The following is a 16,419-nucleotide window of genomic DNA, read 5'->3' as shown; positions in this document are numbered from 1 at the left end:
ATTCCCGCCGACGAGACTTACGCCTCCTGACTTGCCATTCGAATCAACCGGTCCGAATCCTCATGGCGCGTGAACATCTGCATAATGTCCCCTGAGGTCACCGGGCGAACTTCGCCGTGCGCCAGAGGACGTTCCCCAAGCGAGGATTTGGGCGTGACATCGACGCCTGCGGCCAGGGCCTTCTGTCGCAAGGCGCCTACGGTCAGATCTGCCTTGGTGTGGTGCCTGAACGGGTCGAAGCGGAACCAGCGCATCGCGTTGCGGTGCGTGATCTTGTCGATCTGCTCATCCGTGAGATGGTTGATAGTCGGCCATAAACGTTCCGGCACTTCCGGCCACAGGGTGTCCGAGTGCGGGTAATCGCACTCGTAGGCGATATTATCCTCTCCGATGAACTCGACGTTCTGCAGGCCGAACGCATCATCGATGAAGCAATTCAGGAAGTGCCGCCTGAACATTTCGCTCGGCTTCAGGTCCTGGAAGCGGGAGTGCGTCCAGTACTTGTGCCGCGAGTTCGAGAAGTCCGCTCGCTCCGTGAAGTAAGGCACCCAGCCGATCGAACCTTCCGAAAGTGCGATCCGCAGGTCAGGGTACCTGTGCAGGGCCTCGAGCTGGAGCCAGTCGGACGCCGCATAGGCAATCGTCATCGGCATGGTCGATATCCACGCCTCGATGGGCGTCTCCATCGAGGCATGAGGCGCGGGATTGCCTCCCCCGATGTGAAGACAAATCGTCATGTCGAGATCGTTGATCGCGCGATAGAAGGGATCCCAATACGCATTGTGGATGCTGGGCAGCCCCTGGCACGTGGGATTTTCGCTGATCGAGACGGTGTGGCAGCCCTTGTCCGACACCCGCTTCAATTCGGCAAGAGTAGCGTCCATGTTCCAGGTGGGAAGGATAGCACAGGGAATGAAACGGCCTGGATGAGCTCCGCACCACTCGTCGATGTGCCAGTCATTGTAGGCACTTACGTGCTTCACAGCCAGCTCACGGTCGGGAACGCGGTGAAGACGCCCGCCTGCAAAATCGAAAACAGATCCGAAATTGAGCGACGCCGCTATGCCGTTGACGTCCATATCCCGGACGCGATCGTCCACCTTGTAGACCCCGTCCCGGAGCTGGTCGAGCGACGTCGGCTCCATTCCGTACTCCTCGAAGGGCCGTCCGACGACGGCGTTCAAGGCCACCGACGCAAAGCTCTGGCCCTGATAGATCCAGACGTCCTTGCCGTTGTCGTCCTTCACCATTCTGGGCGCGCTTTCGAGCAAGGCGCCTGACAGGTGGTTCTTGAACATGTCAGGCGGTTCGCTGATGTGGTCATCGACGCTGATGATGACCATGTCATTCATTTCCATCTCTCGTCTCCCTTTGTTGTAGCTGCCGGAGCTTTCCCGTTTCATTATGATTGTTGGCTGAGAGCGCCGAAGCGCCTGTTCCTGTCCATCAGAGGCTCGCGATCGCCGACGCTGAAGTCGATGTCCGGTGCCAGGGGCGCTGCGTGGACGGCATGCTCTGGCTGCATGGTATAGCAGCTTGGCCGTTGAAGGAGCGCAGCGTGCCTCTCCTCCATCCCCATGGCGCGGCTGTGTCCGACAAGACCCGCCCACTGCAGCAATCTGGCTGCCTCCTGCGGCCTCCCTTGCAGGCGCGCTATCCAGTCGCGCAGCGTGAGAAGCGAAAGGCCCGCGAGCTCCGTCGGCGCGGCCAGAACCCCTTCCCGTTCACGCCACTGGTGGATGGTCTGGCCTTCATGCCTGATTTCCAGGAGCCGCTCTCCCTCGAGGAGATCGGTGACCGCGATGCGGTATTCGGTGGGACTTGCATCGCCGGCATGGGCCGCCGCAAGTACAGCAAGATCGTGTAGATGCGTGCAGTTCGCCTGTCGCTCGAAGCGCGCGCTCACCTGATGCAGCGGCAGGCCCGTAAAGGTGTCGATCAGAACGCGCTGAGCGCCTGGGCAGGGCGTCCACGGTGCTCTATCCATGACGGGAACCACATTCGTGACGACTCCGCGGGCATGCCACAGTTGGACTGCCATGGCGTGAAGGTCATCCTCCAGCATCGCGCGCACGCGGCCTTCGCCCGGTTCGATCCGGATAGTGCGCCTGTAACCGGGAAGCGCGAATACATCCTCAATCGCGATAGCAATCACGACGCTCCTTCACAAAGCAGAGCTCGCGGGGTGACGATCTTTCCATTCGCCTTCGCCCTGCCTGATCGAGAGTACGCCTCCAGGGCGCCCGTTGCCAGACGGCAAGCAGGCTTCGTCCAGCCATCGCTTCCGCGATCCGCACACGCGCTGCCCTGAACCCGCATCGTGCCTGCGATTGCCGACGCGCTCGGATTGAAGACCCTCGCAACCTGTGTTCAGGACTGGGAACGGCCGCCGCACGGTCCGACAACGATAAGCTCCGGGAAAGCCTGCCATGAACTTCGATCTGACCGACGAACAGGAAATGATGCGCGACACTTTCGCGCGCTTTCTGGACGAGCATTCAAGCACGGCCCGCGTTCGCAAGGCGCAGGAGACAGGTGGCTTCGACCGCGCTCTATGGCAGGGACTGGCACAGCTTGGCGCCTTTGCGATGCGCATCCCGGAAGACGCTGGCGGCATGGACCTTGGCCTGTTCGATGCCGCGCTGCTCATGGAAGAGGCGGGGCGGACGCTTGTCTCCGGTCCTCTGGCTGAAGCCCTGGTGGCGGCGCGGCTGCTTGGACAATTCGGTGGGCAGGACGCCTTGCTGGAGCAGGTGATCAGCGGCGAGGCGGTGGTCACCATCGCCATGTTCGATGCCGCGTCCAGGCCGAGACAGTGGATCGCCGGCGGGCCCGTTGCGGATGGGGTGGTCGCCCGGTGGGGCTCCGATATCGTGCTCGTGCGCCCGGCCGATGCAACGGCTGAGCCGAACCTGGCGACCACGCCGATCGGCGAAATCAATCTCATGCAGGGCGAGCGTGTCGTCCTGGGCTCCGGCGACGAGGCGCTTGGCCACTTCGCTGCCGCGATCGAGGAGTGGAAGCTCTACATGGCGGTCGCGCTATCCGGGATCGGTCGGCAGGCGCTCACGATGGCGGCCGTCTATGCGGGTGAGCGAAAGGCTTTCGGCCAGCTTATCGGCACGTTCCAAGGCATTTCGCACCCGCTGGCTGACCTCTTGTGCGATGTGGATGGAGCCAAGTTTCTCGCATGGAAAGCCATCCGCGATATATTCGATCACTCGGACGAGGCCGGCGCGACGGTCTCTCTTGCTTACTGGTACGCGTGCGATGCCGCCGCTCGCGCAGTCGCTCAGGGACTGCACACCTTCGGTGGGTACGGTCTTTCGAACGAGTACGACATTCACCTCTACAACCTACGGGCAAAGGCTTGGCCGCTGGTCGCCGGCGATCCGCAGCTCGCGTTGGAGGAAGCCGGCAGGCGGCTCTATGCAGGAGAACGCGCAGAGCTTCCCGCATCGGGCGAAGTACCTCTCGACTTCGATCTTGGCGAAGAAGCGCATCAGGTCTGCCAGGAGATCGCGGAACTGTTCGCGACCAAGGTGACCCCCGAGCAGAAGGCCAGGTTCCACTACTCCTGGGAGGGCTACGTACCCGAGGTTCACAAGATGCTGGCGCAGCACAGCCTGCTGTTCCCCGGGTTACCCCAGCACCTGTCGGGGCGTAACATCACGCCGTATGCGCGGATCGCTGCCATGGGCGAAATGGAGCGCCAGGGCTACAACACGCCAGGCGCGAACGTGGCGGCCATGGTCGCCATGATGATCGACAAGTACGGCTCCGATGAATTGAAGGCCGAAGTGCTCCCCCGGATTGTCGGTGGCGACGTGCTGTGCTCACTCGGCTACTCCGAACCATCCTGCGGATCGGACGTGTTCGCAGCGCAATGCAAGGCTACGCAGCTGGAGGATGGTTCCTGGCGCATCGACGGCACGAAGATGTGGACCAGCGGCGCCAATCTCGCGAGCTATGTCCTGATGCTCGCCCGCACGAACCCGGATGTGCCGAAGCACAAGGGCCTGACGATGTTCATCGTGCCTTTGAAGACGGAAGGCGTCACGGTTCAGGCCGTCCACACCTTTCAGGACGAGAGGACGAACATCACGTTCTACGATGGTGTGGTCATACCCGACAGCTGGCGCCTCGGGGAGATCGACGGCGGCGTAAAGACGATGAGCGCGGCGCTGGAACTCGAGCATGGAGGCGGCTTCTCCAAGGTCATGAAGGCCATGATCGAGGCGGCCGAGGAACTGTCCCGGGAAATGGGCCTTGCGCAGGAGGTGCGTACGCAGTGCCGTCTGGCGCGCAGCGTTGCCCATCTTTGGATTTCGGATATGCTCACCTACCGCTCTCAGTGGGCCAGCGTGGAGAAGAAACCGAACCATGGCTTCGGCCCGATGGCGAAAATGTATTCATCCGAGAAGTTCCTCAGCGACAGCCGGGATCTTCTCGACCTGACCGCCCCGCTATCGCTGTCGAAGCGCCAAGGACCTGCCGGCTTCCTCAACCAGTGCTATCGCCATGCAGCCGGAACCACGATCTACGGCGGCACCAGCGAAGTGCACCGCTCGATGGTGGCCGAGCGGGGACTTGGTCTGCCCCGGACCCGTGGTTGAGGAGAGAACAATGACTGACGAAGCGCCTCACCTCCTGACCGAGGAAACCGACGGCATCCTCATCGCCACACTCAACAGGCCGGATAAGCTCAATGCGATCAGCCGCCAGATGATGGATCTGCTGACAGCAGCCGTGCTTCGCTTTCGCGATACGCCCGAGCTGAAGGTCATGCTCATCCGCTCGACCGGTCGATATTTCAGCTCGGGGGCAGATCTTCGGGGCGGCAATCAGAACATCATCGCTCCCGTCTACAATTCCTCCAGCGCGCGCGGCATCCGCGAGAACCACCGGCTCAACCTCAACAACATGCAGCAGTTGTGGGACGAGATGGAGCACATCGAGAAGCCGATCGTCGTTGCCCATCACGCGATGTGCGTGGGTGGCGGGCTGGAGATGAGCCTCTCGTGCGATTTCAGGCTCGCCGCGAGGAGCGCCGCTTACGCTTTTCCGGAGGGGCTCTTTGGCGTCCTTCCGGCCTCCGGCGGCGTCTCGCGCCTCACCCGCCTGTGCGGCCCGCACTGGGCCCGATGGCTCATAATGGCCAACAAGCCAGCAAATGCGGAAATGGCGTTCACGATGGGCCTCGTCCATCAGGTGTACGAGGATGAAACGTTCGAGGCTGAAGTTACCGACTTCTGCCGCCATTTGGCGAAACAGAATGGCGAGCAGATGGGCGCGGCAAAGGTTGCGATAGACTTGTGCGCCGAAGTGGGTCGGGATTCCTCTCGCCACGTCGAGCGTATGGCCAACAGCGCCCTGATGCTGAACCCGGACTACATTCGAGGTATGGAGGAATATCTCAAGACTGTGGGCGGCAAGGCCAAGTAACCCGCACTGCGATGAAGCAGCAGGTCGCCAGCCGAGGTGCGGCCGCCTCCCGGTCAGGCGTTGCCTTCAAGGTCTGAACGGCTTTCGGATCGAGCATCGCTGATCGCCATCTGCACCAGACGAGCACCGGGAACCAGGTAGCGGTCCTCACTAAGCTCGGGCTCAATACCGACCAGCCTGCGCAGCTCCGGGTTGGTCACGATCGTAACGGACCGCTCGATGGCAATCATCAGGATGGTTGCCATCGATGTATGCGGGCCCAGCCCTATGGGCTCCTCGCTCATCTGCCGTACAAGCAGAGCGACGACAGGCCGGCTGCTCCTGATCCTGTGCGCCACCATCTGCACATCGTGCTGATCCGCCAGTGCGTTGCGCAGATGGAGCAATCGGGAATGGCGCAGCCAAAAGCCATGATAGGCCACCACGAATTTTTGACACCATTCGAACAGTTCGTCGTCGGGCCAAGGCTGGCGCAGAACACAAAGGTAATCATCCTCTGCCGTGGCCATTACGGGCTCGAGAACGGCCAGAAGCAGTTCGGTCATGCCAGGAAAGTAGTTGTAAACCGAAGTCATGCCCAGGGCAGCGTGACGAGCCACCCGGGCCAGTGTCACAGGCTGCTCATCGGCTTCTATCAGGTCCATAGCGGCCGCGAGGATCCGCTCTCTCGTGACACGTCCTTTGCGCCCCAGCCGCTGCCCGTTCAGATTGTGACTGATACCCGCGCATGCGCTGCTCACCGCCGCGGCAAGCGACGGTGGCAGGCAAGCCAAGTGGTCCGTCTCGACGGCCCCCTCGAGCATCAAGGTCAGGCGGGTTCAACCTGACCGACGGGCCACGCCAGCATCTTCACGTCGGTATATTCCTCAATGCCCTCAAGCCCCCACTCGCGGCCCATGCCGCTGGCCTTGAAGCCGCCGAACGGGATGTCGCCCGCGATGCACATGCCGTTGTTGACGCTCATCGAGCCGGTCCGCACGCGCCGTGCGATGTTGATGGCGCGGTCATGGCTGCCGGAGACGCCGCCCGACAGGCCGTAGGAACTTTCATTGGCGATGCGAATGGCGTCCTCATCGTCCTCGAAAGGTATGACGACCAGCACCGGACCGAAGATCTCTTCCTGTGCAATACGCATGTCGTTGGCGACATCAACGAAGCACGTCGGCTCCACAAAGAAACCGCCGCCCTTGTCGGAACGTATCTTGCCGCCCGCCAGCAACGTGGCACCTTCTTCCAGCCCGAGATCAATGTAGCTCTTGACCCGCTCCATCTGCCGCTTCGAGACGACGGGCCCCATGATGTGCGCCGGTTCTTCGACGTTGCCCCAATTGTCGCCGAAATTGGCGTAAGCGCCCTTGAGGATCGCCTTGGCTTCTTCGTACCGGCTCCTAGGCACCAGGAGGCGCGACTGCACCGCGCAGCCCTGGCCTGCGTGGAAGACCAGCATGGTCATGGCAACATCCATGGTGAAGTTCGGCGCATCATCGAGCACGATCTTCGCCGACTTGCCGCCGAGTTCGAGGAACACGCGCTTCAGGGTCGCGGCTCCCTGCTCCATGATCCGCTTGCCAACCCCGGTGGAGCCGGTGAAAGAGATCAGGTCGACCCGTGGGTCGGTGACCAGCATTTCTCCGGCCAAGGCCGGATCGGCGCCGAACACGACGTTGATCACGCCATCCGGGAAGCCGGCTTCCGCCGCCAGTTCACCAAAGATCGCACCCATTCCCGGCGTGTTCGGCGCCGGCTTAAGAATGACCGTGCAGCCCGCCAGCAGCGCGGCAACGATCTTGCCGATGTTGACGTAGAGGGGCACGTTCCAAGGCGTTATGGCGCCGACGACACCAACAGCCTCGCGCACACCGACGCGCTTGTGGACCATGCCGAAAGCGGCTTTCTCGCCGTAATCCTTCTCCCATTCGAGCTTGTCGAAGACGATCATGTAATCGTCCCAGCCGTCGAGAGCCATATCCACGTGAGCGCGGCCTACCGCGCCCTGCGCCGCCCCCGCCTCATGGATCGCGAGTTGGCCGAGACGTTGCCGTTCGCGCTCGAACAGTGCGCGGTACTTCTTCACCAGAGCGACCCGTTTTTCGATGTTCGTGGACCAGTCCGTCGTATCGAACGCGCGGCGGGCTGCGGCAATCGCCTCGTTCACGTCATCGGCCGAGGCGTCTGCCGCCTTTCCCACCGGCTCACCGGTCCAAGGGCTGATGACATCGAAGGTCGCGCCTCCGGCAGCGTCCCGCAGTTTGCCGTCGATGTAGAGCTGGGCGTCAGGAAGAGTAGTCATCGTTTCGTCCTTGGCGAGTAACAGAAGGTCAGGCGCGGCGAGCGCCGATCGAGACATGGCTCACGCGCACGTCTGCCGGCAGGTCGATGACAGCGCGGAAGATGCCCGTGGCCGATGCGGAATGGGACACGGGGCGCGCCTGAAGATCCAGGCCCTTCTTCGCGCATCCCACGTGAAAGCGCATGGCCGCATCGCGATCCCACCCCGGTGCTGACTTGGCCTCGTCGTACATGGGGCCTGCGCGAAGGAGCGCCACACGGATCCCCGCCTCCTCGAGCTCGGCTTCCAGCGCGGTCGTGAACATCTCGAGGCCGGCTTTGCTGGATTGGTAGAGCGAAAGCATCACGAAGGGCACGGCGATGGATTCGCTGCCAACATTGATGATGAGCCCGCCTTTTTCCATCATCGGAATGGCCGCGCGGCAGCAGTAGATCGGGCCCTTGAGATTCGTGTCGATGATGCCGGAAATCTGTTCGTCCGTGGCTTCCGCCACGGTGAACGGCTCATAAATACCGGCATTGTTGATGAGGATATCGATCTTCGGATGCGTTCCTGCAATCTGCGTGAAGGCGGTTCGGACGGAGGCCGGGTCGGACACGTCGCACTCGACCGCCATCGCAGGCGCGCCTAGCTCATCGGCAAGGGCCTGTACCTTGGACAGGGTGCGTCCCAGCAGAATGACCGTCTCACCCTCACTCGCGAAACGCTGCGCAAGCGCCCTGCCGAGGCCGGCACCTGCACCCGTAATGACGATGGTCTTGCCCACGCTTCCTCCACTCCCGCCGCCTGCTGGATGCAGGTCGGTTGCTTCGTCGTCATCATAGCGGCTTGCTGGAATACCGCCTATCGCGACCACGATGGATAAGGCCGACACTTCTGCCTGGCGCTCCGGCGATGAAGCACGATCCCGGGACGTAGCCTGCTGTCTTTACCGGTGAGCGGGAGGCCCTTTTCCTGAAACTAATTCCCAGGCCTGTCGATCTCCAGAATTAGGCGGGTCAGCGTCTGTTCGGCGATCTTCCACCCATCGGGAGTGCGGATGCAGACCTCATGGTAGTGGCCGTAGCCGGTGAGAGCGAAATCGTCCTTGATGACGCGGTCCTGCATCGCCCACACACCGACGGCCCTGTCGCCGTCGATCTCAATCTGTGGCGAGTGGACCTGATGCGCGGTCCTGGCCCCTGCCAGCGAGGTGCGGATCTGATCCACGAAGCGGTCGCGCCCCTGCTCCAGCGTGCCGCCGCTTGCCGTCGTGTCGAGGATGCAGTCATCTGTAAACAAATCGCGCCATCGCTCCCAGTCCTTGGTATCAAGGAATAGGCAGTAAGCGGCTCTCAGGTTGCAGATGGCAAGCCAGTCAGCGAAGTTCGCGGCCTCGGGCATGGTCAGGCGTCAGCCAGCCGCTCGGCCGCGAGCTTCCGCAGTTCTGCCGTCTTGATCTTGGAGCTTCCGGTCGTCTGCAGTTCCTCTTCGTCAACGAACAGGATGCGGCGCGGCAGCTTGTAGCTCGCAAGCTTTTGCCTGGCGAAATCGCGGATCGAGTCCGGATCAGGGCGCATGCCCTCTACAGGAACGATGCACGAGACGACGAGTTCTCCCAGCAGTTCATCGGGGACTCCGACGGTCTGCGACACCTTCACCTCCGGATGCGCTCTAATGACCTCGTCTATTTCCAGCGGAGAGACATTCGCGCCGCCAGTCTTGATGATGTCGTTGAGGCGGCCTTCCCAGAAAAGACGCCCCTGATCGTCAAGATACCCCCCATCCGCCGTGCGCAGGAAACCATCTTCGTCGAGCGTCTCGTCCAACGGGATGCCGAGGTAGCCCAGCATCAACGTGGGGCCTTTCACGGCGATCTCGCCCCGCTCTCCCAGAGGCATGGTCGCGCCGCTCAGCGGGTCAACGATCTTGATCGTCGAGCCTGCCGTTGGAATGCCGTGGGACTTGCCGGCGATTTCCTCGGGTGTTCCCGAAGCAAACACGGATATGAGCGTAAACGTCTCGGTGTTGCCGTAGGCCTGCCCGGGCTCGACCCATTCGCTGCGGACCGTCGGCTGTCGCGAGATCCGCTGGTTTCTGCAGACATAGACCAGTGACGACAGGTCCACGTCGCGGTAGTTATGCGCGGCTTCAAGCTGCGCCCACTGATGCGGCCATGCCAGCGCCATGTTGGCGCGCTCCTTCTCCATCAGGTCGAGCGCCTCGGCAGCATCAAACCAGCGCTGGAGCACCAGCGTCCCTCCACGAGACAGCGTGCCGCCAAGGGCCATCGTGAAGTTGCCGGACCAGAAGAAGCCGTTTGCAGACCAGGTCCGGGCCGGAAGATCGTCACGGATGGCATACCACTGCGGCCAGCGCCAAAGCTGAAGGCACACGCCGCGGTGAGCGCTAAGGATGCCCTTCGCCTTGCCTGTGGAGCCCGAAGAGAACAGAAGGATGCCGGGGTCCGATGGCGCGACGGCATCGCTAGCGGCCAGGACGAGGCTTTCGGCCACATGCGCGCCGCGTGCAAGAAAGGCTCCGTAACCCTCGATCATGCCAAGTGGCGTCTCGTAGTCGACCATCGCAGCATAACGGAGGAACGGGAACTTCGCCGAAGCCAGTTCGCCGGGCTGCGCCGCAAGCGCCTCTGGCTCGAGGTCGGCCAGCATTTGCGCGAAGTCCTTCTTGAGGACGGTCCGCTCCAACAGGAGCACGGAGACACCGGAGGCCTTGAGAACGACCTCAAGTTCGGTCGGTGTAAAGAAGGTGCTGATCGGCGTCGCGATGCAGCCGGCAAGCGCTGCGCCGAACACGGCGGACAAAAATTCATGCCGATTGGTCATGAGCACGCCAATGCGGGTCCCCTTGGCGGTGCCCAGAGCGATCAGAGATTTGGCTACCTCCATCGAACGCGCGTAGAGCTCATCATAGCTCCAACGAACGACCTTTTCCGGCAGGTGAATCACTGCCGCTTCGCGCGGGCCATACCGCTCGGCGATCTCACGAAGATAACCGCCCAGCGTCAGGGCCCCGATGCCCTGCTCTTCCGAAAGGGGAATGCCGTGGACCACGGACAGTCCGTCCACCACCTTGACCGAACCCGTCATGCCCATCCTCATACTCGAAAAGGGGGCGATCCTGCGCCGCCCCTGTCTTCAGGCGTTCACGTCTACGATGAAGCGGCCCTTGACCTCGCCCGACATGAACTTCCTGGCAGCGTCGACAGCATCGCTCAAACCGATGGTCTGGCCGATGGCTTCCAGGGCGGCAGGGTCGAGGTCCTTCGCCAGCCGCTCCCACGCCTTCAGACGCTTCTTCTTGGGTGCCATGACGCTGTCGATGCCGAGCAGAGCCACGCCGCGCAGAATGAACGGCATCACCGTGGCGGGAAAATCGGCACCCTGCGCGAGGCCACAGGCAGCAACCGCGCCGCCGTACTTCGTCTGGGCGCAAGCGTTCGCAAGCGTGAAGCTGCCGGCAGTGTCGATGACACCGGCCCAGCGTTCCTTTTGCAGGGGCTTGCCCTTCTCCGCCAGTTCGGCGCGATCCATGACAGTCTCGGCGCCAAGGCCCTTGAGGTAATCGACCTCCCCGGGTTTGCCAGTGAGAGCGACCACCGAATAACCAAGCTTCTTGAGGATCGCGATTGCGACGGAACCGACGCCGCCAGTCGCACCGGTCACCAGGATTTCGCCCTTGTCAGGGGTCACGCCCCAATCCACGAGTGCATCGACGCACAGCGCTGCGGTATAGCCGGCAGTGCCGATGGCCATAGCCTGTTCGGGTGTAAAGGCGGAGGGCAGAGGCACCAGCCAGTCACCCTTCAGACGCGCCTTCTGAGCAAGACCGCCCCAGTGGCCCTCCCCGACGCCCCAGCCGTTGAGGACGACCGTATCACCGACTTTCCAATCCGCATGACTGCTGTCCGTCACCGTTCCGACGAGATCGATACCCGGCACCATCGGGAACTTGCGCACCACGGGCGAGCTACCCGTGATCGCCAGGCCATCCTTGAAGTTCAGGGTCGAGTAGGCGACATCGACGGTGACATCACCTTCCGGCAGGGCACTTTCGTCCAACTGCTGAAGGCCGACGGACTGGCCATCCTCGGTCTTGTCGATCACGATAGCGGAAAACATGACTTGAGACTCCCTCATCGCCCGCAGGGGGCGAACACGCCTGCCCTGCTGCGGGTTTACCACCCCTTGCGTCAATGGTACGCGAGTATGGCATCGCGGAGGCGAATAAAGGAAGGAGTCAGGGCCGCCCGGCGTCCTCCCCGGCCGCCAGCCGCTCGGCGACCTCTGGGAAGCGCGATGCGTTCATCGAACCGTACATGGACAGCCGCAGGATTTCGCGGCTGAAGCGCTTCGACAGCGCCTGACGCTCGTCGTCGTCGGCCGCATGGGCCCGTGCGAAGATCGGCCAGAAGAACACGCCGGCAAGATTGAGGACCGAAAGCACCTCGGCGTCGACGCCGGGCATTGCCAGTCTGGTGTTGGCGAAGCGCTGCAAAGACCCGGAATATTCGCGCCAGAAAGGGTCTTGGCTCGGGTCCGGCGAGGCTAGGACCTGCTGCAGCCAAACACGGCAGATCTCCGGATTGTCCATGGCGAAGCCGCACAGGCGATCCGTGAGATCAGCGGTATCGACTTCCTCCACGCGCCGCTCCCCGACGGTGGCAGGGTCTCCGAAAACGGCGCGGAACAGCTTGTCCGACACCCACTCGATCGTGGCCTCAATCAGCTTCTCGCGCGTTTCGAAATGCTGGTAGGCCGTGCCGCGATTGACGCCCGCAAGATGTGCGACCGCCGAAAGGCTGACCCCCTCCAGACCGTCCTTGGCCAGGAGGTTGCTGGCGGCCTCCAGGATCGTCTCGCGCGTCGCGATCGGATCCCTCACCCGGCGCCTGGTCCTTGCTTCCATTACTGTCCCTTAATACCCGAAAGGCGTTGCCCTATAATGAGGGTAGCACTGAACAGCAATGTTGACCGGGCGCGTGAACCGCCGAGCCTTTCAAGATATCGTGCTCCCGACACCCCCGCCCCTGACGCGCCAAGGGCCGAAATGGGACGGTGATAGAGGTCAGGCCAGCACCGAAACCTCGCGCAGCACCATCTCGGCGTGCTCTTTTCGGCAGATCAGCAGGTCGGGCATGTAGACGTCCTGCTGGTTGTACACGAGCGGCGATCCATCGATCCGCGACACATGGAGCCCCCATCCAATCGCGACGGCGGCCGGCGCGCAACTATCCCACTCGTACTGACCGCCCGAATGCAGATAGATGTCCGCCTGCCCCAGCAGGATCGCCATCGCCTTGGCACCCGCCGATCCCATCGGCACCAGTTCTGCGTCAAGCGTTTGGGCAACGCTGGTCGCCTCTTTGGCGGGACGGGTGCGGCTGACCACCATGCGCAACTTTTCCGGGGCGGGGGGTATCTGGCCGGGCTGATCGGAGCGCAGCACGAGGTCCGCGCCCGGCAGCGCCACGGCGCCCAGAACCGGAACGCCGTCCACCGCAAGGCCGACATGAACCGCCCAGTCAGTCCGCTCCTCGCCATACTCACGCGTGCCATCCACCGGATCCACGATCCAGACGCGGCTCTTGTCCAGCCGCTCCGGGTTGTCCTTTTCCTCTTCGGAGAGGAGGCCGTCCTCGGGACGCTGCTCGCGCAGGGCATGGCACAGGAACTGGTTCGCCGTCTGGTCCCCGGCCTTGCCCAGCGCCTTCCCGCTGAACAGACCGGACTGGCGCACGTTCAGCAGTATCCTGCCCGCTTCTACTGCCAGCTTTGCGGCAAGATCCCCATCATCCAGCGGCATCAGGCGTCTCCCAGGAGTGTGTTGACGATGAGTTCCGCCGCTTCCTCGGGCGAAAGGACAGTCGTGTCGATGCGGACTTCCGGATTGCGCGGCGCCTCGTAGGGGCTGTCGATGCCGGTGAAGTTCTTAAGTTCGCCGGACCGCGCCTTCTTGTAGAGCCCCTTGACGTCGCGCGCTTCGGCAACCTTCAGCGGGGTGTCGATGAACACCTCTATGAACTCGCCGTCTGGCAGCATGCCACGCACCATCTCGCGATCGGCCTGGAACGGTGAGATGAACGCCGTGATGACGATGAGCCCGGCATCGGTCATCAGCTTCGAGACCTCGCCCACGCGGCGGATGTTCTCGATGCGGTCGGCCTCGGTGAACCCGAGATCCTTGTTCAGGCCATGACGTACGTTGTCGCCGTCGAGCAGGAACGTGTGCCGGTTCATCCGGTGCAGCTTCTTCTCGACGAGATTGGCGATCGTCGACTTGCCCGATCCCGAAAGCCCCGTGAACCACAACACGGCAGGCTTCTGGTTCTTCAGCTTGGCGTGCTGTGTCCGGTCAATGTCAACAGCCTGCCAGTGGACATTCTGCGAACGGCGCAGCGAGAAGTTGAGCATGCCGGCCGCCACGGTGGCGTTCGTCATCTTGTCGATCAGGATGAACCCGCCCAGCGCGCGGTTCTCAGCATAAGGTTCGAAGACGATCGGCTTGTCCGCAGTCACTTCCGCAACGCCGATGGCGTTAAGGTCGAGCGTCTTGGCTGCCATGTGCTCCATGGTGTTGACGTTGACCGTGTACTTGGGCTCTGCGACCGTGGCCGAGACCATCTGCGTGCCCAGCTTCAGCCAGTATGCCCGCCCCGGAATAAGGGCCTCGTCCGCCATCCACACGATGGTGGATTCGAACTGGTCGGCTGTCTGCGGCGGATTGTCCGCTATGGCGATGACGGAGCCGCGCGAGCAGTCGATCTCGTCTTCGAAGCAGACCGTGACCGACTGACCGGCGACCGCCTCCTCAAGGTCACCGTCGAACGTGACGATGCGGGTGATGCTGCTGGTCTTGCCCGAAGGAAGGACGCGGATCTTGTCCCCGGGCTTCACCGAGCCTGTGGAGATGAGCCCTGAAAACCCCCGAAAATCCAGATTCGGGCGGTTTACCCACTGAACGGGCAGACGGAACGGCTTGTCCGCATCGACGGAGGACAGGACCTCCACCGTCTCCAGATGCTCCACCAGCGTCGGCCCGGCGTACCAGGGCGTGTTGGCCGACAGCGAAGTTATGTTGTCGCCTTTGAAGCCGGAGATCGGCATCGCGGTGAAACTTTCGATGCCGATCGATTTCGCAAATTCGGCATAGTCCTTGACGATACCGTCGAACACGGCCTGATCGTAGTCGACAAGATCCATCTTGTTCACGGCCAGAACGATGTTCTTGATGCCGATCAGATGGCAGAGATACGAATGCCGTCGCGTCTGCACCAGGACACCTTTGCGGGCGTCGATCAGTATCACCGCGAGGTCTGCCGTCGATGCGCCGGTCACCATGTTGCGGGTGTACTGCTCGTGGCCAGGGCAGTCGGCGACGATGAACTTGCGCTTTTCGGTGTTGAAGAAGCGGTACGCAACATCGATGGTGATGCCCTGCTCGCGCTCGGCAGCCAAGCCATCGACCAGAAGCGCAAAGTCGATTTCCTGCCCCTGGGTGCCCACCTTCTTGGAGTCGGCCGTCAGCGCGTCGAGCTGATCCTCGAAGATCATTTTGGAATCGTAGAGCAGGCGTCCGATCAGGGTCGACTTGCCGTCATCCACGCTGCCGCAGGTGATGAAGCGCAGCATCGTCTTGTGTTCATGCTGGACAAGATATGCGTCAATGTCCTCAGCGATCAGCGTGTCTGTCACGTAGACCGCTTCCCTGGTATCGATGTCCGCCATCAGAAGTACCCCTGCTGCTTCTTGACTTCCATACCGGCCCCGCCGGCATCCTTGTCGATCGCCCGGCCCTGCCGCTCAGACGTTGTGGTGAGCAGCGTCTCCTGGATCACCTCGGGAAGCGTCTTCGCCTCGCTTTCGACCGCGCCTGTGAGTGGATAGCAGCCGAGGGTGCGGAAGCGGATGGACCGGAGCACGGGTCGCTCATCGGGTTGCAGCGGAAAGCGGTCGTCGTCGACCATGAGCAGCATCCCGTCGCGTTCCACCGTCGGCCGCTTATCGGCAAAGTAGAGCGGAACGATCGGAATGTCGTTGAGGTGAATGTACTGCCAGATATCGAGCTCGGTCCAGTTGGAGATCGGGAACACCCGGATCGATTCGCCGCGCGCCTTGCGGGCGTTGTAGAGATTCCAGAGTTCGGGCCGCTGGTTCTTGGGATCCCAGCCATGAGAAGAGGTCCGGAACGAGAAAATCCGCTCCTTCGCCCGGCTCTTCTCCTCGTCCCGGCGAGCGCCTCCAAAAGCGGCGTCGAAGCCGTACTTGTCGAGCGCCTGCTTCAAGCCCTCAGTCTTCCACATATCCGTGTGAAGCGCGCCATGTTCGAAGGGATTGATGCCCTGTTCGATCGCTTCCGGATTCTGGTAGACGAGCAGGTCCATCCCGCTCTCCCGCGCCATCTTGTCCCGCAGGTCGTACATCGCCTTGAACTTCCACGTCGTATCGACATGAAGAAGTGGGAACGGCGGTGGCGAAGGATAGAAGGCCTTCCGCGCAAGGTGCAGCATGACGGCACTGTCCTTGCCCACCGAATAGAGCATCACCGGCTTTTCCGCTTCGGCGACAACTTCTCGTATAATGTGGATGGATTCAGCCTCGAGCCGCTCGAGGTGTGTGAGGGTCTTCATCACAGCTCCCTTTGATCGCTCCCTGTACGGGACAGGCACCTTCATATCAGGCACG

The 16,419-nt window shown here is 62.2% G+C and carries 14 protein-coding genes; 2 read left to right on the top strand and 12 right to left on the bottom strand.

Annotation, left to right across the window (positions count from 1 at the left end; all coding sequences use genetic code 11):
- Positions 1–17: 17 nt before the first annotated feature.
- Both QOL62_RS03630 and QOL62_RS03625 read right to left on the bottom strand, forming a co-directional pair.
- Positions 18–1,358, bottom strand: a complete 1,341-nt coding sequence (locus tag QOL62_RS03630) for an amidohydrolase family protein (protein WP_283405216.1) — start codon at positions 1,356–1,358, stop codon at positions 18–20.
- A gap of 44 nt (positions 1,359–1,402) precedes the next feature.
- Positions 1,403–2,155, bottom strand: a complete 753-nt coding sequence (locus QOL62_RS03625) for a DUF2889 domain-containing protein (RefSeq protein WP_283405215.1) — start codon at positions 2,153–2,155, stop codon at positions 1,403–1,405.
- 274 nt (positions 2,156–2,429) lie between these two features.
- On the opposite strand from QOL62_RS03625, the gene QOL62_RS03620 reads away from it, so the two are divergent.
- Both QOL62_RS03620 and QOL62_RS03615 read left to right on the top strand, forming a co-directional pair.
- A complete protein-coding gene (locus QOL62_RS03620) occupies positions 2,430–4,616 on the top strand; it encodes an acyl-CoA dehydrogenase family protein (protein ID WP_283405214.1) in 2,187 nt (728 codons plus the stop codon).
- Positions 4,617–4,626: 10 nt separating this feature from the next.
- The gene (locus QOL62_RS03615) at positions 4,627–5,445 is read left to right on the top strand and encodes an enoyl-CoA hydratase/isomerase family protein (protein ID WP_283405213.1); all 819 of its coding nucleotides are present in this window, start codon (positions 4,627–4,629) and stop codon (positions 5,443–5,445) included.
- 53 nt (positions 5,446–5,498) lie between these two features.
- On the opposite strand, the gene QOL62_RS03610 is transcribed toward QOL62_RS03615, so the two are convergent.
- The 10 genes from QOL62_RS03610 to cysD form a co-directional block, all read right to left on the bottom strand.
- Positions 5,499–6,248 (bottom strand): TetR/AcrR family transcriptional regulator, encoded by a 750-nt coding sequence (locus QOL62_RS03610; RefSeq protein ID WP_283405212.1) that lies wholly within the window; start codon positions 6,246–6,248, stop codon positions 5,499–5,501.
- Positions 6,249–6,253: 5 nt separating this feature from the next.
- Entirely contained in the window at positions 6,254–7,735 is a 1,482-nt protein-coding gene (locus QOL62_RS03605; protein WP_283405211.1) for an aldehyde dehydrogenase family protein, read from the bottom strand.
- Between the two features lie 28 nt (positions 7,736–7,763).
- The gene (locus QOL62_RS03600; protein ID WP_283405210.1) at positions 7,764–8,609 is read right to left on the bottom strand and encodes an SDR family oxidoreductase; all 846 of its coding nucleotides are present in this window, start codon (positions 8,607–8,609) and stop codon (positions 7,764–7,766) included.
- 86 nt (positions 8,610–8,695) lie between these two features.
- The gene (locus QOL62_RS03595; protein ID WP_283405209.1) at positions 8,696–9,118 is read right to left on the bottom strand and encodes a nuclear transport factor 2 family protein; all 423 of its coding nucleotides are present in this window, start codon (positions 9,116–9,118) and stop codon (positions 8,696–8,698) included.
- 2 nt (positions 9,119–9,120) lie between these two features.
- Complete coding sequence (locus QOL62_RS03590; RefSeq protein ID WP_283405208.1) at positions 9,121–10,824, bottom strand: class I adenylate-forming enzyme family protein; 1,704 nt, start codon at positions 10,822–10,824, stop codon at positions 9,121–9,123.
- A gap of 48 nt (positions 10,825–10,872) precedes the next feature.
- A complete protein-coding gene (acuI, locus tag QOL62_RS03585) occupies positions 10,873–11,856 on the bottom strand; it encodes an acrylyl-CoA reductase (NADPH) (RefSeq protein WP_283405207.1) in 984 nt (327 codons plus the stop codon).
- A gap of 118 nt (positions 11,857–11,974) precedes the next feature.
- Positions 11,975–12,643: a TetR/AcrR family transcriptional regulator gene (locus QOL62_RS03580; RefSeq protein ID WP_103730491.1), complete on the bottom strand. Its 669-nt coding sequence runs from the start codon at positions 12,641–12,643 to the stop codon at positions 11,975–11,977.
- 159 nt (positions 12,644–12,802) lie between these two features.
- Positions 12,803–13,540: a 3'(2'),5'-bisphosphate nucleotidase CysQ gene (locus tag QOL62_RS03575; RefSeq protein ID WP_283405206.1), complete on the bottom strand. Its 738-nt coding sequence runs from the start codon at positions 13,538–13,540 to the stop codon at positions 12,803–12,805.
- Positions 13,540–15,462, bottom strand: a complete 1,923-nt coding sequence (cysN, locus tag QOL62_RS03570; protein WP_283405205.1) for a sulfate adenylyltransferase subunit CysN — start codon at positions 15,460–15,462, stop codon at positions 13,540–13,542. Before cysN ends, QOL62_RS03575 begins: the two co-directional genes overlap by 1 nt.
- Positions 15,462–16,409 carry a sulfate adenylyltransferase subunit CysD gene (gene cysD, locus QOL62_RS03565; RefSeq protein ID WP_283405204.1) on the bottom strand — a complete coding sequence of 316 codons (948 nt, stop codon included), beginning with the start codon at positions 16,407–16,409 and terminating at the stop codon, positions 15,462–15,464. Before cysD ends, cysN begins: the two co-directional genes overlap by 1 nt.
- Positions 16,410–16,419: the final 10 nt, after the last annotated feature.

This window comes from Novosphingobium panipatense (genome assembly GCF_900182875.1).
Taxonomy (GTDB): domain Bacteria; phylum Pseudomonadota; class Alphaproteobacteria; order Sphingomonadales; family Sphingomonadaceae; genus Novosphingobium; species Novosphingobium panipatense.
Note: the sequence above shows the minus strand (reverse complement) of the source record. Positions and strands in the feature narration are given on the sequence as shown.